This is a genomic window from Acidobacteriota bacterium, from assembly GCA_033549365.1.
Taxonomy (GTDB): Bacteria; Acidobacteriota; Aminicenantia; order Aminicenantales; family Saccharicenantaceae; genus JAWSUF01.
On sequence record JAWSUF010000003.1, the window covers coordinates 168,231 to 191,187 of the forward strand.

The following is a 22,957-nucleotide window of genomic DNA, read 5'->3' on the forward strand; positions in this document are numbered from 1 at the left end:
ATGACTGGAGGTTTCCATGAGAATCCGCATCGCCATGATTCTTGCCCTTGGGGCGATTTTGACCGTCGCACCGGCAGCCCGGGCGGCTGGAGACAAGACCGGAACGGCCTTGACACTGGACGACTGCATCGCGCGGGCGGTCCGGCACAATTTGAACGTGGCCGTTGAGGTCGTCGGTCCGGAGCTGGCCGCGGCGTCGCTGGCCCGGACCCGGGAGAAGTACCTGCCTCAGCTGGATCTGCGTTTTAACGGCGACAGCCAGGAACAGCCGTCTTACTGGTTTCTCCAGGGCGAAGAGACCATCGTTTCCCGCTTGAACACTTACGGATTTTCAGTCGTTCAGCAGGTGCCGATGGGCGGCCAGGCCTCCCTTTCGCTTCAGTCCTACATGTCGGACACGAACCAGGCCTACCAGCTCATCAATCCCCGATACGGAAGCACGCTCCGGTTCGACTTCAATCAGCCCCTTCTCCGAAATTTCGGCGCCGCGGCAAGCCGCCGCGAGATCCTCGTCGCCCGCAACAACCTGGACATTTCAGAAAGCCGGTTCAAGACCGTGCTGGCCGATACGATCTATCAGGTTCAGGAAGCCTATTGGAACCTGGTTTACGCCGCGGACAACCTGGCCGTGAGGCGGCAGACCCTGGAACTGGCCCGCGACCTTCTGGCCAAAAACCGGAGGGAGGCCGAGATCGGCACCCTGGCCCCGATCGAAGTTTTGAACGCCGAGACCGTGGTCGCCCAGAGAGAAGCGGACATTCTCCAGGCCGAAGCCATGGTCAGCCGAGCCGAGGATGTCCTCAAGGCTTTGATCAACCTCGGTGGGGACGGAGGGGCCGAGGAAACCCAAGTCGTTCCGACGGATCGACCTGTTTTCCGGGAAACCAAGGTGTCCACGGAGAACATTCTGGCCGGAGCTCTGGCCGGAAGGCCCGAACTCGAATCGTCCCGGGCGGGACTGGCCAACAGCCAAGTCAACTTCGGTTTTGCCAGAAATCAGCTTCTGCCCCGCCTGGACTTCACGTTGTCCTACTGGAGCCCGGGGATCTCGGGCGACCGCATCCTCTACGCCGGCGACAATCCCTTTCTCGGCATCATCATCGGCAAGGAAAAGGGCAGTGCCGCGGATTCAATCCGCGATGCCTTCAGATTCCTCTATGAAAACTGGACGTTGGGGTTGACCCTTTCGGTGCCCGTTGCCGATCTCGTCGGCCGGGCCAATTATGCGACGGCGAAACTCGAGTTGGAACAGAGCCGGGCCGGACTCAAGGCTCAGGAACAGCAGATCGAACTCGAGGTGCGGGACGCCGTCCGGAGCGTCGAAACCGATGCCAAGCGCGTCGCCGCCTACCGTATGGCCCGCGAATTGGCCGAAAAAAGACTGGAGGCCGAAAACAAGAAGCTCGGCGTCGGACTGTCCACGAATTACTTCGTCCTCCAGTTCCAGGAGGAGGCGGCCAACGCCCGGGCGATGGAAATCAAGGCTCTGGTCGATTATAATCTGAGCCTGGCCCGGATCGACAAGGTCTCGGGACGGAGCCTGACGGCCCACAACATCACCCTCATGCGGTGACGAAGCCGGTCAGCCGGTTCGGGAAATCCTTGACGGATCATGAAGGAGACATTACGGACGCTGGGACGTTACCGCTGGCAGTTGTTTGTCTTTCTGGTGATGCTGGCGCTCAAGGATTTCGTGGACACCATCAATGATCCCGTGCGCCACGCCCTCCGCCTGAACTTCACGCCCTGGATTCACGCCCTGGAGGGCGACGCGGTGCGGCACATCCAGCAGGCGTTCAAGAACGACATCCTGACCGTGATCCTGGGCTACAACTACATCATCGGCTACATCGCCATTGCCTTTTTCGGACTGGTGATTTTCGCCTGGAAGAACAACTGGCGGCTGGCCTCCCTCACGGCCATGAATTTTTTCATGATCTATCTGATCACCATCCCGTTTTATCTCTTCTTCCCCGTGGATGTGACCTCGGACTACCTGCCGTCCATGGAACCCCTCATGTATCGTCTTTCCCCGTGGTTTCATGAGTTTTTTGTGGGCAGCGATCCATTCGATAACTGCATTCCCTCGCTTCATATCGGACTGCCCCTGGGACTGTACCTGTGCCTGGCCGCCGAGCTTAACAGGCAGAAGGCCTGGAAAATCCGGATCTATAAGGCTTTCATGATCTTCACGGCTGTTCAAATCGCCGTCTTTGCCTTCTCCATCCTCTATCTCGGCATCCATTGGATCACCGACATTTTCGTGGGCATAGCCTTCGGCTTGGCCGGGGCCTGGGCCGTGGACTATTACACCGACGGGGTCTTTTTCAGGCTCGACAGACTGGAGAGAACCCACATCCGCAGGTTGTTGAGAAAACTCCCGGGATTCCGGAAAATCAGACTCGAGACCGGGAACGAAAACGCTATTTAAAGCGCTTTTTCAGGGCGCGGACGGCGGGCATAAGAAAGACGGCGATAGCCGGCAGGGACAGGATGATCCCGGCAACCAGGGAGGCGGCCCGGACTCCCTTGGAGAACGATAGGGATACGCCGACTTTGCGGTCGCTTCCCGACACATCGGGGCCGTCGGTATTGATCATGATCAGGCAAACCTTGTCGATGGTCTTGTCTTCCAGGATCTCGGGATGATCCTCCGGCGTGTAGATGAAATCCTGAAAACCGGAGATGCCGGGCCAGGACGTGAGAATGGTCAGAGTTACCCGGTCGTCGTTGAACAGCATCCCATCCTCGATATCGGCGGCATAGGCTTTGTCCATAGCGACAAGAAAAGCATCGATGGTTTTGCCGTCCTCGACCTCCAGGGTGAGGGTGACGGGAAGTTTCTTGTCCAAAGCCATGATTTTCATGGACGTTTGCCCGGCCGTCGAAAGCCCGTAATCCTGGTGTCCGCCGGCCGGAATGGAAAGACATGCGGCCAGGAGGATCGGAGCGATAAGGACGCCTCGATGACGCATGGAGGCATTAAACACCATTTCCGCCGTCTTGGGAAGCCCTTCCGGCATGTCGCCGGGGCTTGTCGGGGGAGCCTTCCTTGGCATAGGATAGAAGAGCGAGGAGGTTTCCCATGAAGCGAAAATGCCTTGGAATTGCCGTTCTTCTTTTAGTTTTTACCGTGCTGAGCGCTCCGGGTGCGGTCCGCACGGATACCGCCAAGCGCGTCCCGGCGATCGAGGACCTGTTGGTGCTCAGGACTCTGGGCGGCGTGCGCATCTCCTCCGACGGGACGCGGATCGCCTATACCGTCACGGAAGCCGATCTTGAACAGGATGCGTATGTCACGCAGATTTGGCTGGCCGACATCGCCTCGGACCGGACTTTCCAATTGACCCAAGGCAAGGCCTCCGGTGGGAATCCCGCCTGGTCTCCCGACGGCCGACGGCTGGCCTTCACGTCGAGCCGGGCCGACGACAAATCCCAGCTTTTCGTGATCAGTCCGGAGGGAGGAGAGGCCGTTCAATTGACCAAGGCGGAAACCGGCGTTTCGAATTACGTCTGGTCGCCCGACGGAAAAACGATCGCTTTTACGGCCACAGACCCTGTTTCGCAGGAAGCCAGGGACCGCAAGGACCGTTACGGCGACTACGATCTTGTCCGCCGCGAATACAGGCATTCCCACATCTGGACTGTAAATGTCGCCGAGGCTCTCCGTTCCCCGCAGCCGGGCCTTCGTCGTACGAGCGGCCGGGACTTCACGGTCGGCGGCTTCGATTGGTCCCCGGACGGCCGAAAGATCGCCTTCAGCGCCCCCATCAATCCCGATCTCATCAACAGCGGGACCTCCGATATTTACGTTCTCGATCTGGCCGATGACGCGGTCAGGAAAGTTGTCTCTCAGCCCGGACCGGACTCTTCCCCTGTTTGGTCGCCCGACGGCCGCTTCATCCTGTTCTCCTCCGTCATGGGCCGGACCGATTACTATGCCCTCAACTCCAGCCTGGCCGTTGTCCCCGTCGAGGGGGGCGAAGTCCGCTCCCTGACGGATGCCTTTGATGAAAATCCTTTCGCCGCGGTCTGGATCGAAGACGGGATCTATTTTACAGCCTCGCAAAAAACGGCCACGCATCTCTTCCGCCTTGATCCCGACAGTCTGGATATCCGCAGGGTCAGCGGGCCGGATGACGCCGTCGTTTCGGGCTTCTCCTTTTCCCGCGATGGAAAACAAGCGGCCTTTACGTCTCATTCGGCAACAACTCTCGGTGAGGCCGGCGTTTCCGGTTTTCCCTGGGCGCCGCGCCTTGTGACCCGGATGAGTGAGCAAGTCGAAGATTTCGTTCTGGGCTCGCGCGAGGTCATCTCCTGGAAAAGCAAGGACGGGACGGAGATCGAAGGTGTCCTCATCAAGCCGGCCGGCTTCGATCCGGGCAAAAAATACGCTCTTCTCTGTGTCATCCACGGGGGCCCGACGGCCGTCGACCGGCCAATCCTGGCCGCCGATCTCCGCTATTACCCCTCCGACATCTGGGCCGGCCGCGAAGCGCTCATTCTCAAGGTCAACTACCGGGGAAGCGCGGGTTACGGCGAAGCGTTCCGGAGGCTCAATTATCGAAACCTCGGTGTCGGCGATGCCTGGGATGTCGTATCGGGCGTCGAGCACTTGGTTCAAAAAGGCTGGGTCGATCCCGAGCGCGTCGGTTCCATGGGATGGAGCCAGGGCGGCTACATTTCGGCCTTTTTGACGACATCGACGCGTGTCTTCAAGGCGATATCGGTCGGGGCCGGGATTTCGAACTGGGCCACGTATTATTACAACACCGACATTACGCCCTTCACCATCAATTACCTCGGCGCCAACCCGGCCGACGACCCGGAGATCTATGCCAAGACTTCACCGATGACCTACATAAAGAATGCGGCGACGCCGACTCTCATCCAGCATGGCGAGTTCGATCGCCGGGTGCCCGTCCCCAACGCCTATGAATTGCGCCAGGGACTGGAAGATCAGGGTGTTCCGGTCGAGATGATCGTCTACAAGGGATACGGGCACGGCATCACCAAGCCCAAGTCCATGCGGGCCGCCATGCAGCACAACATGGCCTGGTTCGGCCACTACATCTTCGGCGATCCCATGCCCGACCTGGCCGCCCCTCCGCTTCCCGAGAAGAAATAATGGGCCAAGCAAGCTAATCAGCGGCCGGGAAATATTTCCGCTTGAATTTCAACGAAACATTGACCAGGGTGATGAGCACGGGGACCTCAACAAGGGGACCGATGACCGTGGCGAAGGCGATCGGCGAGGCAATCCCGAAAACGGCGATGGCGACGGCGATGGCCAACTCGAAGTTGTTTCCCGAGGCCGTGAAAGCCAGCGTGGCGCTCCGGCTGTAGTCGGCGCCAAACCTCCGGGCCATGAAGAAGCTCACCAGAAACATCAGGATAAAATAGCTGGTCAGCGGGACGGCGATCCACAAAACGTCCAGGGGGCGGAGAATAATCTGCCGGCCCTGGGTGCTGAACATGACGACAATCGTGAAAAGCAGGGCGATGAGCGTGATGGGAGAAATCCTGGGCACGAACACCTTGTCGTACCATTCGTGTCCCCGCATGGGGATGAGGATGACGCGGCTCAGGATGCCGGCCGCAAAGGGGATGCCGAGGTAGATGATGACGCTGACGAAGATGTCGCCGATCGTCACATCCACCACGGTGCCCTGAAGCCCGAAAAGCGGCGGCAGAATCGTGATGAACACATAGGCATAAACGCTGAAGGTCAGAATCTGGAAGATGCTGTTGAGAGCCACGAGTCCTGCGCCATACTCGCTGCTGCCCTTGGCCAATTGGTTCCAGACCAGGACCATGGCGATGCAGCGGGCGATGCCGACAAGAATCAACCCCACCATGTAGAGTCCCCAGCGCGGATCGGGACCGAAGAGGGCGGGCGCCGCGAACCCGAAAAAGCCCACGGCCAGCGTGAACATGAGGATTGGTCCGACGATCCAGTTCTGGACAAGCGAAAGTCCCAGGATTTTCGTATCCGCGAAAACTTTCGGCAGCAACTCGTATTTGACCTTGGCCAGGGGCGGGTACATCATCAGGATCAGACCCGCGGCGATGAGAAGATTGGTGTGTTCGCCGACAGTGAGAGCCTTGTTGAACGCTTCGATCGGCTTCTGGAAAAGAAAACCGATCGCCACGCCCAGGGCCATGGCCGAGAATATCCATAAAGTCAGATAACGGTCCAGGAAGCTCAGCCGTACTTTTTCCGATGTCATATTGTGTCTCCTTGCTGTTGAAAGAGATGCCTTTCAGGGCCTGATTTTCTCGTAGAGTGGAACAAGACGTTTTCGGAATGCATCGCGGATTCCCTCTTCGTCGTCTTTGAGGGGTTTGACGGGGATAAGGTCCATGACCTCGGGTCCGGCAAGCCCGGAACTGAAGTAGGTCCGTCCGGCCCCCTCGATCATGGCCGAAAGGGCCTTCCGGAGAACCTCCCGGTCCAGGCCGAAACCGGCGCCCAGAGCTTCGAGCTCCTCCCACTGGAACCAGAAATAGGTCGGGCCCATGGCGGCCAGAACGGCATAAGCCTCGAGATCCTTTTCGGGGACTTCGGGACATTCGCCGAGCGCCGAGAAAAGGGAGTGCAGATGCTCTCTCTCCTCTCTTCCGAGAGCCGGGGAGAAGACGACCGGATTGTAGCCTGCGCCGACGATGGACGGCGCATTGGGGATCATCCGGGCGATTCGGGAAAATCCGCCCAGTCTCTCGGACATCCGGTCCATGGTGATTTTCGGGGCCAGCGAGACCAGGGCGGCGCCGGGTTTCAAGCTTCCCTTGATTTCATCGAGGACCGCGGGACAGGCTGGGGGGTGAAGGGCCAGAAAAACAAGGTCACATCCGGCCGGGGCTGTGTTGTCGTTGTGTGCCGTACGGATCCCGGGAAAAATATCCCGGATTCGGGCGAGAGCCGCCGGGTCGATGTCGCTCGCGACGACCTCCGGGAATTCGATCCCTTTCCTGTGGAATCCCTCGAGGATGATCCGGGTGACCCGGCCTCCTCCGATGAATCCGAGGCTTTTGTTAATCATGTCAAATCCCTCCTTTTTTATTTTTTACCTCCCGAACAGGAAAAACAGACCGATGCCGATGATGACGACACCGGCCGCTTTCTGGAGGACGCCGTGGGCGGCGCGCAGACCCTTCGATTCGAGAAGGACCTTGGCCGCGCCGACCGATGTCCCGGCCACGAGAATCAGCGCCGAATGGCCGAGTGCGTAAACAAAAAGAAGAAACGCTCCATAGGCTGCGTTTCCCTTCTCCGCCACGAAGGTCAGGAGCACGGCCAGGATGGGCACGGCGCAGGGTGTCGAGACGATGCCGAACAGGAGCCCCAGCAAGAAGGCTCCGGCATATCCTGTTTTCGTCACCCGAAGACCCGAGGGCATGGGCAGGTTCCACTTGAAGACACCGAGGAGGTGCAAGCCCATGATCAGGCAGACGGCTGTGACGGCATAGGTCCAGAATCGACCGACATCGCCCATCATCCGCCCCATAAGTGCCGAAACAAGCCCCAGGGCGGTGAACATCAGCGACAACCCGACGATAAAGACGAGCGAGAAGATGAGCGAACGGCGGACGGTCGTTGTTTCGGAACGGCCGGCGACGACGCTCATAAGCAGCGGGATCATGGCCAGAACACAGGGGTTCAGGGCCGTGGTGACACCCCCGGCGAAGACGGCGGCGACCGCAAGTCCGGGGTTCTGCTGGATCAAAAGCGCGACGTCGCCGAAAATACCACTCATGGCTTTTATATCCTTTTAAAGGACCCCTTTGTCCTTCAGCATTTTCAGGATGTCGTCCTTGGCGAAAAAGCCGACGTTCCGGTGGATTTCGCGGCCCTCGCCGTCAATGAAGACTTGGGTGGGAATGAGCTGGATGCGGTACTTGCGGGCCGGAGCGGAGTCCTTCCAGACGTCGTAAAAGACAACCTGGATCTTGTCGGCGTACTCTTCGGCGATCTCCTTCATGATCGGCTGCATGGCCACGCAGGGGATGCAGCGATCGGCGCCGAGTTCGATGAATGTCGCCTTGAATTTCGAAAAATCAATGTCCAGGCTGTTTGTGGCGAGAACCTTGCCGCGCGCCGCGGAGACCGGTTCCGCCGGGGACGAAGCCGAGACTCCGGGTTGGGAAACAGGCGGCGGCGATGAGACGTCCCGCTCGGCGTGGGATTCATGCCCGCACCCGGTCGCAAGGCCGAGGTAACAGAGCAACAGAGTCAGGGCGATCTTGTTTCGTTTCATGCGTCAATCTCCTTGTTTCCGTGATTTATTTCAGCCTTGCGCCTCATGGATCCAGGCCTTGATCTCTTCGGGGCGGGGGATCTTGCCGGCCGACACGACTTTCCCGTTGATGACCAGGCCCGGCGTCCCCAGGATCTTGTACTCCATGATCTTCCTGATGTCGCTGATCTTTTCCACGTTGGCGGCGATGCCGAGTTCGGCAAGAACATTCATGACCCGTCGTTCGACCTCTCCGCAGCGCGGGCACCCCGGACCGAGAACCTTGATGTCCATTTTTCCTCCTTTGTTGCTTGGCTAACCCGCCAAGGCTCCATAGATCAACCCTGAAATCGTGGCCATGACCACGACAAGCAGGACATAGACGCCAGTTTTCTTTGTGCCGATGACACTCCGGATGACCAGCATATTCGGCAGCGACAGCGCGGGTCCGGCCAGAAGAAGGGCCAGGGCCGGCCCCTGCCCCATCCCCGACCCGATCAGGCTCTGAAGAATGGGGACTTCGGTCAGCGTGGCGAAATACATGAAGGCTCCGGCCAGCGAGGCGAAAAGATTGGCCCCAAGGCTGTTGCCGCCGACAAGGCGGGCCACCCAATCGCCCGGGATGATGCCTTCATGGCCGGGCCGGCCGAGAAGAAATCCGGCGACCAGGACCCCGGCGAAAAGAAGAGGCGTGATCTGTTTGGTGAAGATCCAGGTCGAAAAGGTCCATTCCTTGAGCTCGTCCTTTTTGAACCAGCGGACGATCATCCAGGCCAGAACAACGGCCAGAATGCCGCCGATCAGCCACTTGGCCCGGTATATGGCATACCAGACCGTCAGAGAGGGATCGGATTTTCCCCAATTGATGACGACAAGGATACCGATCATGACCGCAAATTGCAGAGCCGTCTTCCAGAGCGGACGATCGTCCTTTCCGGCCTCCTCGGATACGAACCCGTTCTCGTCCTCCCCATCGCGGCATTCCCGGCCGAAGACGGCCTGCATGATCAGCCCGATAGCGACGGCAAAGACGACGGCCCCGACGGCCCGGGCCAGGCCCAGCTGCCAGCCGAGGATCTTGGCGGTCATGATGATGGCCAGAATATTGATGGCCGGACCCGAGTAGAGAAAGGCCGTGGCCGGCCCGATCCCGGCGCCCCTCATGTAAATTCCCGCGAACAGCGGAAGGACGGTGCAGGAACACACTGCCAGAACCGTGCCGGAACAGGAGGCGACCCCATAGGACAGGATTTTATTGGCTTTGGGTCCCAAGTACTTGATGACGGCGTCTTTCGAAATGAAAACGCCGATGGCTCCGGCGATGAAAAAAGCCGGGATGAGGCAGAGAAGGACATGTTCCCGGGCGTATTCCTGGAGCATGAGAAAAGCTTCGAGAAGGGCGTTTGAAACCACGGCATTCGAAAACGGGACGAAATACGCAACCAAAAATATGGACAAAAGAATCAGCGCGATCTTCTTATCGTTCATCGATCAGTCTCCTGAACTTCCGTTCTCATCCTAGAATTACAGGAACGGCCGCGGATGTTCCCGCGAATGCAAGCCTTGAGCTTGCGGGAGTCCTCCGCCGTTTCCGGAGCGTTTTCCAAGTGGCCCCCGAGCGTTCCCGCGAAGAGATCCTCGATCAGGGGCCGGACCGGCTCGGAGATCCGGTAGTTGATCCAGCGCCCTTCCCGATTGTCCTCCACGAGGCCCGCATGGCGGAGGATCCTCATCTGGTGGGAGACCCGGGACTGCTCCATGCCCAGGACGTGCATGATCTCGCAGACGCACAGTTCATGTTGCCGGAGAAGAAGGAGGACGATCCGGAGGCGGGTGGGATCCGAGAGGGCTTTGAAGGCGCCGGCGATGTCTTTCACGGACATTGGATCACTCCCTGAGCCCAGAGACAGCCGCCGCAGGCGGGGAAGGCGTTTCCATAGCAGTCCTCCTCGTTGTTTTCGAACAGGGTGCAGCCGCCGCAGACGTGGCACGGCGAATAATCGAAAGCCCGCACCTTTTCCCGAAACTCCGCATAGGCCGGGGACTCCCAGACGGCGGCGAGATCGTCCGCCCGGACATTTCCGAAGTCATGGGCCCGGATGCGGCGTTCGCCGCCGTAGAGAAAGGTCTTGTGAGAGTGGAGAAGCGCCATGCAGGGACTCACCCGGCCGTCCCAGCGAATAAAGGTTGTTCGGTTGCGGACGAACCGGCAGTGCGGGGCATCGACGGCGATGCGGTTGCCCATGAACGTCAGGTTCTCGAATCCCTGGAACAGGCTGAAAAACGCGTCTTTCGTCAGGGCGTTGACATCCGTCCGGGGCAGGCTGAGTTCGACTTTCCCGGGGGCGAAGGTGAAGGTGTCGAGAGTCAGCGTCTGGAGACAGAGCATCTCTTTTTCCATCTCCGCACTGTAGGGAAGAACATGACTGACGAGAACGCGGCGGGCGCCGAGAGAGCGGGCCAGGCGATCCAGGTCTTTGAGATCGCCGAGGTTCGTCCTCATCAGGACAAAGGCGATGCCGATTTCGGGAACGCTGCCGTCCCCGCCGTTGCCCCGGCGGAGGCGTTCGAGATTCTCGATGACTTCGCCGAAGCGTGCCCCTTTGCGGACGGCCTCGTAGCTTTCGCCGCTCGTTCCGTCGAAGGAAATCCAGAGCCGGTCGAGGCGTTCCCGGAGAAGGCCGTCGAGCCGTCCGGCGTCGAGAAGAGTCGCGTTCGTCGTCAGTTCGGCTCTCAGGCCCACGGCCTTGACCTCGCGGATCATATCGAAAATCCGCGGATGAACGGTGGGTTCGCCGAAGCCGCCGAACATGACGCTTTCGAGATGGGGAAATCTCGGCAGAGCGCGGGCGATGGCGGCGAAGGTTTCGTCGTCCATGTCGCCCAGGGGTTCGTCCCAGGTGTTGCGGATGCAGGTCCGGCAGGCGAGATTGCAGCGCGTCGTCGGCTCCACATAGAGGCGGTTGAGACTGTGGATGTTGGGCAGGATCTCCACGCGCCCCTCGGAAACGACAAGATCCAGATCGGCGCCGGGGGAAAGTCCGAGTTTTTTTGAGACTTCGGGAGAAACAGCGACATGACCATCTTCGGCGACGCGGGCAACGTTTTTTTCACGCGTTTCCTGATCGAGAATCGGGGAATCTAAATGCGGCGCCTCCGGTTCGGATTTGATCAACACGTTTCGCGAGGTTTTGATTTCCGCCATCGATTTCTATCCGCGCTGTGTCAACTCATGAATATATGAAGATATATTCATATATCAAGATCCGGCCCTTGTCAAGCCCGTTTTTCCCGCTACTGAGGCTGCTGGATATTCCTAATATGTGGCGCTTTTGAGTCCCAGAAAGGCCTTGACTCGCGCTGTCACCGAATCGGCGATGGAGTAGAACGTCGGCAGGAAGATGAGGGTGAAGAACGTCGAGGTCATGAGCCCGCCGACGATGGCCACGGAGATCGGCGCCCACATCTCGGCCCGCCGTCCGGTGGCCTGGAAGAATTGCGGCAGCATGTAGGGGAGCGCGAGCGGCAGGACGCCGAAGATCGTCGTAAAGGCCGTCATGATGATCGGCCGCAGGCGGTCCTTCCCGCCCTGGATGATGGCCTCGTTTTTGGCCAGCCCCGAGATTCTCAGTCCGCGGATGTGATGGATGAGGATAATGCCGTTGTTGACGACGATCCCGAAGAGCGTCAGAAGTCCCAGATATGACGTCGTATTCAGCGTGATCTTGGTGAGAATAAACAGCACGGCCACACCGAACAGCGCCGGCGGAATAATCAGCAGAATCGTGAACGGATGAACGAAGGACTCGAACAGCGACGACATGATGATGTAGATGAAGAGCAGGGCGAGCACGATGGCCAGGGTCGATTCCCCCTGCGATTCCTGGAAGCGCCGCCAGCCGCCTCCGAGCGCCCAACTGTAGCCTTCCGGAAGATCGATCGTGTCCATGACCCTGCGAATCTCCTCCGAGATGCCCACCATGCCCTGGGCCCGCGAATTGACGTAGATCTGGAGTTTGGACTTCTTGTTTTCCTTGCGGATCGAGGTCGATCCCATGCGGTAAGTGATGTCGGAGATCGCGGATATGGGGACGGGTTTGTCGCCTGTCCGGAGACTGATGTTTCGGAGGTCCTGCTCGTCGAACCCGTCGGCGCCCTGGATTTTCAGGATGATGTCGATCTCGCGGTTGTCGGCCTTGAACTTGCCCACGGCCCGGTCGGAGAGCGAGGAGGAGATCGTCTGGGCGATCATGCGGCTGTCGACACCGATGTTTTCGGCCTTTTTCCTGTCGACCTCGATCATGAGCTGGGTGTCCCCGCCTTCGAGATCCGACGTGACCTCCTCGACGATGGGGATGGTCCGCAACCGGTCCATGACTCCGGGGGCGAGTTCGGTGAGGAGCGTAAAATCCATGCCGATGAGTTCGACCGTCATGCCCCGGCCGCCCATGCCGCCCCGGCCGAAACGCTGGCCGTGTTCGTAGCGGACCCCGGCCCGGCGCGGCAGGAGAGCGGTGACCTGATCCCGGATCTCGGCCACCGACATGCCCTTGTCTTCCAAAGCCAGCTCAATCCGGCCCCGGTATTCCCCTTGCCTCAGGTTGCGGATTCCGAAATCCGTCGAGACATGCTTCACGGCCAGTTCCTCTTTCCTCGGAATGAGAGTGTCCTCGATGCGCTGAAAGAGACCCTGCATATCTTCGAGGGTGAAGCTCCGGGGCATCAAGACCGAGATGTTCACCTCCCGTTCGTCGCTCGTGAACATGAATTCCTGCTCGATGCTTCTCAGCATCGCGAAGGAAATCAGGAAAATCCCCACGGCCAGGACGACGATAAGCAGCTTGCTTTTCCAGTTGCTGATGGAGAAGCTCACGACTTTTTCGTAAACCCGCGTCAATTTGACAAGCCAGGGCGCCTTCTCCCGCGCCTTGCCCTTGAGAAACCGGCTTCCGGCCAGGGGGATGAAGGACAGGGCGACAAGAAGAGAGGCGATGAGAGCCATGGACATGGTCATGGCGAAGTCCTTCATGAACCGCCCGAAGCCCGATTGGGACAGAAAGCTCAGGGAGACGAAGACGACGAGCGTCGACATCGTGGACGCCGTCACGGCCGTCGCCACCTCGGAGGCGCCCTTCCGGGAGGCCTCCATCGGTGTCATTTTCTTTTCCTGTCGCAGGCGGAAGATGTTTTCCAAAACGACGACGGAGTTGTCCACCAGCATGCCCACGGCCAGCATCAGCCCGCTCAGGGAGATGATGTTGATCGTGATGTTGGCGCCGAAGACGCTCCGGGCCAGATACATCAGGCTGAAGGTGAAGACCATGGCCATGGGGATGGCGACCATGATGATGGCCGTGGACCGCCATTTCCTGAGAAAAAACAGAAGGATGAGAACGGCCATGATCCCGCCGATCACTCCGGAAACGGCCAGGTCACGCAGGCTCTTTAAAATGTCCTCGGATTGGTCACGGGAGAAAATGATCGTGATGTCGCGGAGTGCGGGTTCCCCGTCTCCGATCCGGCCCATGGTTTCCCGGACCGCGCGGCAGACGTCCACAATATTGGCGTTCGATGCCCGGTAGATCTGGAACTGGACGGTTTCCTTGCCGTCGAGCCGATCGAAGTTCTCCTTGGGCGGATAGTCGTAGCTGACGCGGGCGACGTCGCCGATCGTCAACCCCTGAGTATTGACGGGCAGAGCCTGAACATCCTCAAGGATCTTGAGTTCGCCGGGAATCCGGGCCATGTAGCGCATGGGCCCCTCTTCGATGAATCCGGCGGAAATGTTGATATTGTTATTGCGGAGGGTGTTGATGAGATCGTTGATGCGGATGGAGGACGAGTAGAACACCTCGGGTTTGAGGTAGATGTTCAGGACCTTGTTCCGGATTCCCCGGATGTCGACATTGGCGACGCCCTCGATCCGCTCCACCTCATGAAGGATGTAATTTTCCGCCCAGAAATACAGGTCGTCGAGACTCCCGGGCAGGGACACGCTGAAATTGATGACCGGGCGGTCGTTCATGGAGAACCGGCGGATCCGGATGTTTTCGATGTCCGAGGGCAGGGTCGAGCGGACCTGGTCGATCTTGTCCCGGATCTGCATCGAGGCCATGTCCATGTTGGTTCCGGTCTTGAACTGGAGGTGGATCATGGCCGACGAGGACGAGGACGTGGAACTGAGACTGTCCAGATTATTGACGGTGGCCAGGACATCCTCGAGAGGCCGGGTGATCGTCCGCTCGACGTCCTCCGGCGATGACGACGGATAGGGGACCTGGACCATGAGTCCCGGAAACGACGTGTCCGGCATCATTTCCAGGGGAAGGCGGAAAATGGAGATCAGGCCGATCGTGGTGAAGATCAGCATGGCCACAATGATGGACACGGGTTTGCGGATGGCGAATTCCGGGAGGCTCATGATTCCTGCGCTTTCCTCCGGTCGACGGCGAGGCTCTTTTTGACACGTTTCATGAGGCGCATGAGCCGGCTTTCCGACTCATCGCTCTTTTCGCGAACCACGTAGTGGTAGACAAGCGGGATGAAAACCAGGGTGAGGAAGGTGCCGAAGGTCAGACCGCCGATCAGGGTCAGGGCCAGGGGAATCCGGATCTCGAACCCCTCGTTCCGGTCCAGGGCCATGGGCAGAAGGGCCAGGATCGTTGTGATCGACGTCATGAGAATGGGACGCCAGCGGACCTGGGCGGCGGTTCGGATGGCCTCCGCCTTGGACAGCCCCTCATCCTGAAGCCGGCCGGTGTAGTCGACAAGAACGATGGCATTGTTGACGATGATTCCGGCCAGGATGATCAATCCGATGAGCACGATGACATTGATGGACATGCCGAAAACCAGTCCGACGGCCACGACGCCGATGATGCCGAGCGGGATCGTGAACATGATGATCAGGGGTTTCTTGAAGGATTCAAACTGGCTGGCCATGACCAGATAGACGAGAAAGACGGCCAAAGCGATGGCGAAGATCATCGAGGAAAAGGCCACGTCCTGCTCCAGGCTTTGGCCGGCCAGATAGACCGATGTGTCGGCCGGTTTTTCGAGGTCCGCCTGGGCGGCCATGACAATCGGCTTGGCGTCATCGAGGGAAATCCCCGAAAGATTTCCGGTGATGACGGCTGCTTTCTGTTGGAGGATGCGCCGGATCTCGGCCGGGCCCTCCACGATCCGGATCTCGGCCAGGGACCGGAGAGGCGTCATCACGCCCAGACCGTTCCGGACCGTGATCCGGCTGATTTTGTCGATGCGGTCCCGCTGGGTCTCCGTCAGTCGAACACGGATGTCGACCTCCCGGTCGCTCTCGATGAACCGCGTGGCCACTTCGCCCTCGATCTTGTTTCGGATCTGGGCGCCGACGGAATTGATGGTCATGTTCTGGGCGGCCAGGACGGCCCGGTTGAAAAGGATCTGGATCTCCGGGTAACCCTCCTCCATGGAGGACTTGAGGTCGATGAGGCCGGGGACATTCCGCAGCCGGGCCAAAAGGTCATCGGAGACGCGTTTGATGGCGTCGAGGTCGTTGCCCGAAACGACGACTTCGAGCGGCGCCTTGAAGGAAAACAGCCGGGGCTTGTAGACTTTGATCTCGGTCGTGGGGAACCGTTCGAGGCCGGCCCGGACCCGGTCCATGATCCGGTCTTCCTGTTTGCCGAGAATTCCCGGCTTGAGGCGGACGGTGAATTCCGTCAGGTTTTCGAGTTCCTCCTGGAAGGAAATCCCGCCCCGCGATCCCTTGCCGACGAGTTCGTAGACGCTTTCGATTTCTTCATAAGCCGCGAGCTGTTCGGAAATTTCGGCGGAAACGGCGGCGTTTTCCCGGAGAGAGGTTCCCGGCTGAAACTCGACGTTGATCAGAAATTCTCCCTGAGAAATCGTGGGAATCAGCTCCTGACCCATGAAACGGACGCCGACGACGGCCAGAAGGAAAGCGGCGGCCACGGCGGCGAAAATGACCCGCCGCCGCCGGAAAGAGGCTTCCTGAAGCTTTTTGTAAGCATCGAAGACCCGGTCATAAACCTTGTCCACGGGCCTGAAGACGAACTTCAGGACACCCGACAGGATCTCCCGCGGATTCTCGCGCCGCATGGACGCGCTGAGCATGGGAACGAGCGTCAACGATACGACAAGAGAGGCCAGGAGAGAGAAGGTGACGGTCAGGGCCATGTCCTTGAAAAGCTGTCCCGCGATCCCCTCGACGAAGACGATGGGAAAAAACACCGCCACGGTGGTGAATGTCGAGGCGGTCACCGCCCCGGCCACCTCGGTCGTTCCCTTCATGGCGGCATCGAACGCGTTCGCGCCCTTTTCCCGGTATCGCTGGATGGCCTCCAGGACGACGATGGAGTTGTCGACAAGCATGCCGATCCCCAGAGCCAGGCCTCCGAGCGAGATGATGTTCAGGGAGATCTTGGCCGAAAACATCAGGAAAAACGTGATGATGACGGAGACGGGGATGGCCGCGCCGATGATCAGGGTGCTGCGGGCGTTCTTCAGAAAATAGAGGAGGACGAGAACGGCCAGAATGCCGCCGTAGAGGGCCGTACTTTTCACCTCCTCGATGGTGTTGCGGATGAACTTCGACTGGTTGGTGATAACGGTGTGATTCATGCCGCGCGGACCCAGGATTCCGGCCTGAACGGTCTTCAACCGATCGGCGACGGCATTGGCCACGGACACCGTGTTGGCGTCGGCCGCCCGGTAAATCGCCGCCTCGATGCATTCCTCGCCGTCGATCCGGGAGATGACCTTGCGTTCCTTATAGCCGCGGAAGACTTCGGCCACGCTGCCCAGCGTAACCAGAACGTCGCCACGCCGGTCGATGATGATGTCCCGGATCTCCTCGACGGTTTTGAATTGGTTGACCGTCCGGACAAGGTACTGGCTGTCCTGCTGTTTCAGGATCCCGGCCGAGAGGTTGACGTTTTCCTGGGCCAGGCGGTTGGCCACGGTCGATATCGGCAGGTTCAGAAGACTGAGTTTCTGCTCGTCGAGGTCGATGTGGATCTCGTCCTCGAGTCCGCCGGAGATCGTGCAGGCGGCCACGCCTTCGATGCTCTCCAGAGCCTGTTTGAGCTCGCGCTCGGCGATGAAGCGGACGTGGGCGAGATCCGTTCCTCCGGTGATCCCCAGCTTTATGATGGGTTCCTGGTTGGGATCGTAGCGAAGGATGACGGGTTTCGTGGCGCCCTGGGGGAGGCGGATGAGATCGAGTTTTTCGCGGAGCTTGAGGGTCGCGAAATCCATGTTGGTGTGCCAGGCGAATTCGACCGTGACTTCGGACATTTCGGCCCGGGAGACCGACGAGATGCGGACGACGTTGTCCACGACGCCGCAGGTTTCCTCGATGGGCTTGGAGATGATGTTTTCGATTTCGGAGGGCGCGGTTCCCGGGTATTCCGTGCGGATGGTCAGGGTCGGGTAGGAGATATCGGGCAGCAGGTTCAGATTCAAACGGGAGTAGGCGATAAATCCGAAAATGACCGCGGCGACGGTGAACATGAACACCGATACCGGACGGCGAAGCGAAAAATGGACGATTTTCATCGGATGACTTCGATCGCCTGGCCGTCTTTGAGCCCGTCGACACCGACGGTGACGATGACGTCGCCCTCGACCAGTCCGTCCGTCACCTCGACCTCGTCCTCTTCCATCAGGCCGATTTGGATTTCTCGTTGGACGGCTCTTTTTCCGTCAACGACGAAGGCGTAAATCTTGTTCTGGCGGAAAAGGAGGGCGCGGCGGGGGATGGCCAGAACATCGGCCTTGTCGCCGATCGAAATGCGGACTTCAACGAACATGCCCGGCTTGAGGCGCAACGTTTCATCGAAAACCTCGACCGTGACCTTGATCGTCCCTGTCTGGGTGTCGATCCGGGGGTTGATCAGCTTGACTTCGCCCGTGAAAGCCGTGCCGGGAAGAACCTCGCCTGCGCTGACACCGGCGGGCAGGCCGGTCTTGAGCTGCACGGCATCCGTTGTGGGGACGAAAACACGGACGAGAAGAGGCTTGAAGTCCTCGATGGTGAAGACCTGCTGGTTGGCGTTGACGCGGCCGCCGACCTCGACCAAGCGTTCCGTGATGAAGCCTTCGGACGGGGCGCGGAGCCGGGTCCAGCCCAGTTGAAGCTCCAGGTTTTTGTAGTTTTCCTGGCGGGTCCGGAGTTCGAACTGTCTCTGCTTGAATTGGGCTTCCTGGGCCTGGAATTCCTGTTCGGAAATCAGGTTTCTTTCGACCAGGGTCCGGCTCCGCTCGTAGTTCTTTTCGGCCTCATCCAGGCTGACCTGAGCCTGGTCGAGGGCGATCCGGGCCTGCTCGTAACTGATTCGGACTTCGATGTCGTCCAGGACGGCCAAGACTTCGTTTTCCCGGACGTAATCGCCTTCCTCCCGGACGAGCTGCCGGACATAGGCGGGGAGGCGGGAGAAAACCTGGATTTTGCGAGACGGTTCGACGATGCCGTTCAGAACGAGATAAGATCTGAGGCTTTTTCGCGGGACGCGCATGACGTTCACGGGGACGGCCTGTTCTCCGCCGCCCGGCATTTTCATGCCGGGGCGGACGGCCGCATCGGGCCGTGTTTTTTGGGCCGTAGCCTCTTCAGGCGCGGACTTATCGGTCTGGACTTTCGCAGGGACCTGGGAGGCCGGATCAGGACGGGGGTCGCCGCTCCCGCTGCAGGCCCAGGCCAGAGCGGTGAGAGCCGTCAGGATGAGAATGAAGTTTTTTTTCATCGTTGTCACCAATCGCACTTTACACATCGTCTCTGTTAATTTCTCTGCTTTAGACGCACACGGAATACTTTTCTTCCCTGAATCCTTCGATCGGGCCGATCCGGGCCGATATGGACGCCGCCGGGGCGATGTGTTAGTATTTTGCCGTGAAAATCTCGGCGGTCCTCATCACGCTGAACGAGGAAAAACGTCTTGAACCGGCCCTGAGAAGTCTTCGCGATGTCGCCGATGAAATCATCGTCGTCGACAGCGGCAGCAAGGACGGCACGGTCCGCCTGGCCAAGAACTACACCTCCCGCGTTTTCGAACGCGCCTGGGCCGGCTACGCCGACCAGAAAAACTACGCCAACGGTCTGGCCTCTCATCCCTGGATCCTTTCCCTCGACGCCGACGAGAGGTTGTCTCCGGAGCTTCGCCGGGAAATTCTGGACCTTAAGCCGGTGGATCCGGCCTGCAGCGCATTCTCCATGCCTCGGCGCGTCCATTATCTGGGGAAATGGATCCGTCATTCGGGCTGGTATCCGGACCGCAAAATCCGCCTCTTCAGGATGGACAAGGCCCGATGGGACGGTGCTTTCGTCCATGAGAGCCTGGTCGTCTCGGGCGAAGTCCGCAAACTCAAAGGCGACATCCACCATTTCACCTACCGGGGCATCGACGACCATGTCGCCCGCATCAACCGCTTTTCCGAACTCGGCGCCCAGAAGCTCTATGCCGCCCGGAAAAAAAGCCGTTCCGGCCACCTGGTCTTTCTTCCGGCCGCCCGGTTTTTGAAATCCTACATTCTCAAACTCGGATTTCTCGACGGTTTCCCCGGCTTCGTCATCGCCGTTCTCAACGGCTATGCGGTTTTCATCCGCTATGCCAAGCTGCGCGAGATCTGGAAAAAGGGAGAGCGCATTGAGCCTTTTCCATATTGACGCCGGCCGGGAATGGCGGGGCGGACAGCGGCAGGTCCTTTTTCTGGCCCGGGAACTGGCTGCGAGGAACCTCGATTTCCGGCTGGTCGTTCAGCCCGGCTCTCCTCTTCACGACAAGGCGGAGGCCGAAGATCTTCCCGTGCTCCCCGTGAAGATGCGGAGCGAGTTCGATCTTGCGGCCGTCCTGCGCCTGGCCTGGGCCATGAAGAGGCAGGGTTGTGTCCTGGCCCATTGTCATGACGCTCACGGCCTGGCCGTCGGCAAAGCGTCCGCTCGTCTGGCCGGTGTGCCTCTCCGGGTGGTGTCGCGCAGGGTGGATTTTCCTTTGAGATCGCGGCGCAAGTACATCAAGAACATCGATGCCGTGATCGCCATCTCCGAAGAAGTGAAACGCGTGTGCCTCGAAGGCGGCGTTCCGGATTCTCTTATCGAGGTTGTCCCTTCGGGAATCGACTTCACGCCGTTTCGGGATGTCAAGGATCGGGATTTTCTGAGGCGGGAGTTCGGATTCGCGGCCGAGGATTATTTGGCCGGAATCGTCGCCCAGCTCGAGGACCACAAGGGTCACCGCTATCTCATCGAAGCGGCGGGTTTTCTCAAGGAATGTGCGCCGCATATCAAAATCATCGTTGTCGGGGAGGGATCCCTGAGAATGGAGCTCGATCGCCGGGCCCGGGAACTCGCTGTCGGGGACATGGTCTATTTCCTCGGGTTCCGCGAGGATGTCCCCCGGATTCTGGCTTCCCTCGACCTGTTTGTTCTCTCCTCGCACATGGAAGGTCTGGGGACTTCGCTCATGGATGCCATGGCCTGCCGCCTGCCCATTGTCGCCACTCAAGCGGGAGGGATTCCCGAGATCGTCATCCACCGGAAAACGGGGCTGCTTGTTCCTCCCCGCGACCCGGACACCTTGGCCCAGGCGATTTTGAAGCTGTATCTCGACCGGTCCCTGGCCGGCCGCCTGGCCCAGGCGGGATACGACCTGGTTCACCGGAAGTTTTCGGCCGAGTCCATGGCCCGGAAGATCATCGAGATTTATGAACGCCTGGCCGCTCAGAAAGGAGTCCGCCTTGCCGAGACCCGGGAAAAGGATTAGAGTCCGCCCCCTCGAAACCTTCGAGGATTTTCATAAACTCCTTCCCATTCAGAAAGCGGTCTGGGGCCATGCGGACATCGACCTGACGCCCGTCCACCAATTCTGCGTGTCGTCGCATCTGGGCGCCATGATCCTCGGCGTATTCCTGGGCCGGGATCTCGCGGGATTCGTCTATTCCTTCCCGGGGATCCACAACGGAACGGTTTGTCAGCATTCCCATCTTCTGGCCGTCCTTCCCGAACACCAGGGATTCGGTCTCGGGAAATGTCTCAAATGGGCCCAGCGCGAAGAAGCGATCCGGCGCGGTTTCGATCTCATCACCTGGACCTTCGATCCTTTGAAAACGCGAAATGCCCGGCTCAACCTGCAGACTCTGGGTGCCGGGTCTCGGACCTATCTCCACAATTTTTACGGTCTGACGCCGGCTCTCTGCCCAGGACCCGGCATTCCGACCGACCGCCTCTTTGTGGAATGGCGGATTCGGGGCCGGCGGGTTCGAGCGTTGGCCGGGAAGGGCGCGACGAAGAGAGAGCCGGATCCCTTGCCGTTCCCCAAAGCCCTCGAGCGAAAGGCGAAGCCTGAGGCGGGATCGGATCTTTTCGCGCCGCGCCGGCCGAGCTTGGACATCGACGCTCCCGCAATCCTTGTCGAAGTGCCGCGGGACATCCGGGCGGCGGGAGCGCCGCCCGATCTGATCGCCCGCTGGCAGAGCGCCTTGCGCCGCGTCATGACCCGCTATTTCGCCCGAGGTTTTTATACCGGAGGATTTCATTTCGGGGATCGCTGCTTTTATGTCCTGCGGCGCTCGCCCAAGTTTTAATTTTTCTTGGAGGACGATATGGCCATCGAACGCGTCGAGTTGCAGCTTCTCAAGCTTCCCTATGTCCATTTTTTCGAGACGAGTTTCGGGAGAGCTTATGACAGGACCTTCATCATCTCCCGCGTCTTCTCTGAAGGGGTTTCAGGCTGGGGAGAGTGCACGGCCGAGGAACAGCCGCTTTACAGCGGAGAAACGACCGAGACGGCCTGGCATATCCTGAAAGATTTCCTCGTTCCTCTTCTATTGGAAAAGAAACTGGAGGATCCGGCGGACTTCGCCGCCGCCGCGGGCGTTTACCGCGGCAACCGCATGGCCAAGGCCGGTCTGGAGCTGGCCCTGTGGGATCTCAAGGCGAAAAAGGCCGGCCGGCCTCTTTCCCGTCTTTACGGCGCCTCCCGGGAAACCGTCGAAGCCGGGGTGAGCTGCGGCATCGAGGATTCCCTGCCCGACCTCGTCGCCCGGGTCGGCGCCTACCTGGCCGAAGGTTACCGTCGCGTCAAGATCAAGATCAAGCCGGGTTGGGACGTTGCGGCCTGCAAGGCTTTGAGATCGGCTTATCCCGATCTCATGCTTCAGGCCGACGCCAACGGCGCTTACGCCGTGTCCGACATTCCGCGTCTCCGGGAACTCGACGCGTTTCATATGATGATGATCGAACAGCCCTTCCCTCCCTACGATCTCTGGGATCACGCCAAGCTCCAGCGGGAGATGGAGACGCCGCTCTGCCTTGATGAAAGCATCCTCTCCCTGGACACGACCCGGGCCGCCCTGGAGATGGGCGGCTGCCGCATCGTCAACATCAAGGTCGGCCGCGTCGGCGGCATTGTCGAAGCCCGGAAAATCCATGATCACTGCCTGGCGGCCGGCGTTCCCGTCTGGTGCGGCGGAATGCTCGAGTCGGGAATCGGGCGAGCCCACAACCTCCACCTGGCGGCGCTTCCCAATTTCAAGTTCCCCAACGATCTGAGCGCAAGCCGCCGCTACTATCAGGAGGACATCATCGATCCGTTCATCGAACTCTGCGGCCCCGGTCTCATCCGGGTTCCCGAGGGTCCCGGGATCGGGGTCAACCCGGTCGAATCCCGGATCCGGAAAGCCGCTCTGAGGAGAGAAACCTTCAATCCCTGATCGGTCCTGTT

19 protein-coding genes are annotated in these 22,957 nt (G+C 59.6%); 7 read left to right on the forward strand and 12 right to left on the reverse strand.

The features are described 5' to 3' along the window. Positions 1-16 precede the first annotated feature (16 nt). Together SCM96_06065 and SCM96_06070 are read left to right on the forward strand one after the other, a co-directional pair. Positions 17-1,573 (forward strand): TolC family protein, encoded by a 1,557-nt coding sequence (locus SCM96_06065; GenBank protein ID MDW7760185.1) that lies wholly within the window; start codon positions 17-19, stop codon positions 1,571-1,573. Positions 1,574-1,612: 39 nt separating this feature from the next. After that, entirely contained in the window at positions 1,613-2,431 is an 819-nt protein-coding gene (locus tag SCM96_06070; protein MDW7760186.1) for a phosphatase PAP2 family protein, read from the forward strand. Here SCM96_06070 and SCM96_06075 read toward each other — a convergent pair. Continuing rightward, positions 2,424-2,975 carry a hypothetical protein gene (locus SCM96_06075; protein MDW7760187.1) on the reverse strand — a complete coding sequence of 184 codons (552 nt, stop codon included), beginning with the start codon at positions 2,973-2,975 and terminating at the stop codon, positions 2,424-2,426. The two genes, SCM96_06070 and SCM96_06075, sit on opposite strands and share 8 nt — an antisense overlap. Before the next feature lie 110 nt (positions 2,976-3,085). Between SCM96_06075 and SCM96_06080 the strand changes: the two genes are divergently transcribed. Next, positions 3,086-5,128: a S9 family peptidase gene (locus SCM96_06080; GenBank protein ID MDW7760188.1), complete on the forward strand. Its 2,043-nt coding sequence runs from the start codon at positions 3,086-3,088 to the stop codon at positions 5,126-5,128. Between the two features lie 13 nt (positions 5,129-5,141). On the opposite strand, the gene arsB is transcribed toward SCM96_06080, so the two are convergent. The 11 genes from arsB to SCM96_06135 form a co-directional block, all read right to left on the reverse strand. After that, positions 5,142-6,230 (reverse strand): ACR3 family arsenite efflux transporter, encoded by a 1,089-nt coding sequence (arsB, locus tag SCM96_06085; protein MDW7760189.1) that lies wholly within the window; start codon positions 6,228-6,230, stop codon positions 5,142-5,144. A 33-nt stretch (positions 6,231-6,263) separates the two neighbouring features. Then, positions 6,264-7,043 (reverse strand): NAD(P)-binding domain-containing protein, encoded by a 780-nt coding sequence (locus SCM96_06090; protein ID MDW7760190.1) that lies wholly within the window; start codon positions 7,041-7,043, stop codon positions 6,264-6,266. 24 nt (positions 7,044-7,067) lie between these two features. Next, on the reverse strand, positions 7,068-7,757 hold the full coding sequence (locus tag SCM96_06095; GenBank protein MDW7760191.1) for a cytochrome c biogenesis protein CcdA: 690 nt from the start codon (positions 7,755-7,757) through the stop codon (positions 7,068-7,070). 15 nt (positions 7,758-7,772) lie between these two features. Beyond that, positions 7,773-8,258: a thioredoxin family protein gene (locus SCM96_06100; protein MDW7760192.1), complete on the reverse strand. Its 486-nt coding sequence runs from the start codon at positions 8,256-8,258 to the stop codon at positions 7,773-7,775. A gap of 30 nt (positions 8,259-8,288) precedes the next feature. After that, a complete protein-coding gene (locus SCM96_06105) occupies positions 8,289-8,531 on the reverse strand; it encodes a thioredoxin family protein (GenBank protein MDW7760193.1) in 243 nt (80 codons plus the stop codon). A 21-nt stretch (positions 8,532-8,552) separates the two neighbouring features. Continuing rightward, positions 8,553-9,725, reverse strand: a complete 1,173-nt coding sequence (locus SCM96_06110) for a permease (GenBank protein MDW7760194.1) — start codon at positions 9,723-9,725, stop codon at positions 8,553-8,555. Continuing rightward, a complete protein-coding gene (locus tag SCM96_06115; protein ID MDW7760195.1) occupies positions 9,722-10,120 on the reverse strand; it encodes a metalloregulator ArsR/SmtB family transcription factor in 399 nt (132 codons plus the stop codon). The genes SCM96_06110 and SCM96_06115 overlap by 4 nt, the downstream gene beginning before the upstream one ends. Then, positions 10,111-11,442, reverse strand: a complete 1,332-nt coding sequence (locus SCM96_06120) for an SPASM domain-containing protein (protein ID MDW7760196.1) — start codon at positions 11,440-11,442, stop codon at positions 10,111-10,113. The genes SCM96_06115 and SCM96_06120 overlap by 10 nt, the downstream gene beginning before the upstream one ends. A 111-nt stretch (positions 11,443-11,553) precedes the next feature. Next, the gene (locus SCM96_06125) at positions 11,554-14,658 is read right to left on the reverse strand and encodes an efflux RND transporter permease subunit (GenBank protein MDW7760197.1); all 3,105 of its coding nucleotides are present in this window, start codon (positions 14,656-14,658) and stop codon (positions 11,554-11,556) included. Continuing rightward, entirely contained in the window at positions 14,655-17,795 is a 3,141-nt protein-coding gene (locus tag SCM96_06130; protein ID MDW7760198.1) for an efflux RND transporter permease subunit, read from the reverse strand. The genes SCM96_06125 and SCM96_06130 overlap by 4 nt, the downstream gene beginning before the upstream one ends. Continuing rightward, positions 17,792-18,982 (reverse strand): efflux RND transporter periplasmic adaptor subunit, encoded by a 1,191-nt coding sequence (locus SCM96_06135; protein ID MDW7760199.1) that lies wholly within the window; start codon positions 18,980-18,982, stop codon positions 17,792-17,794. The genes SCM96_06130 and SCM96_06135 overlap by 4 nt, the downstream gene beginning before the upstream one ends. Before the next feature lie 146 nt (positions 18,983-19,128). Between SCM96_06135 and SCM96_06140 the strand changes: the two genes are divergently transcribed. The 4 genes from SCM96_06140 to menC are packed head-to-tail and all read left to right on the forward strand — an operon-like array spanning position 19,129 to position 22,946. Further along, on the forward strand, positions 19,129-19,902 hold the full coding sequence (locus tag SCM96_06140; protein MDW7760200.1) for a glycosyltransferase family 2 protein: 774 nt from the start codon (positions 19,129-19,131) through the stop codon (positions 19,900-19,902). Further along, positions 19,883-20,998, forward strand: a complete 1,116-nt coding sequence (locus SCM96_06145) for a glycosyltransferase (protein MDW7760201.1) — start codon at positions 19,883-19,885, stop codon at positions 20,996-20,998. The genes SCM96_06140 and SCM96_06145 overlap by 20 nt, the downstream gene beginning before the upstream one ends. Continuing rightward, a complete protein-coding gene (locus tag SCM96_06150) occupies positions 20,973-21,818 on the forward strand; it encodes a GNAT family N-acetyltransferase (protein MDW7760202.1) in 846 nt (281 codons plus the stop codon). The genes SCM96_06145 and SCM96_06150 overlap by 26 nt, the downstream gene beginning before the upstream one ends. A gap of 18 nt (positions 21,819-21,836) precedes the next feature. Continuing rightward, positions 21,837-22,946 carry an o-succinylbenzoate synthase gene (gene menC, locus SCM96_06155; protein MDW7760203.1) on the forward strand — a complete coding sequence of 370 codons (1,110 nt, stop codon included), beginning with the start codon at positions 21,837-21,839 and terminating at the stop codon, positions 22,944-22,946. The last annotated feature ends 11 nt before the right edge of the window (positions 22,947-22,957 follow it).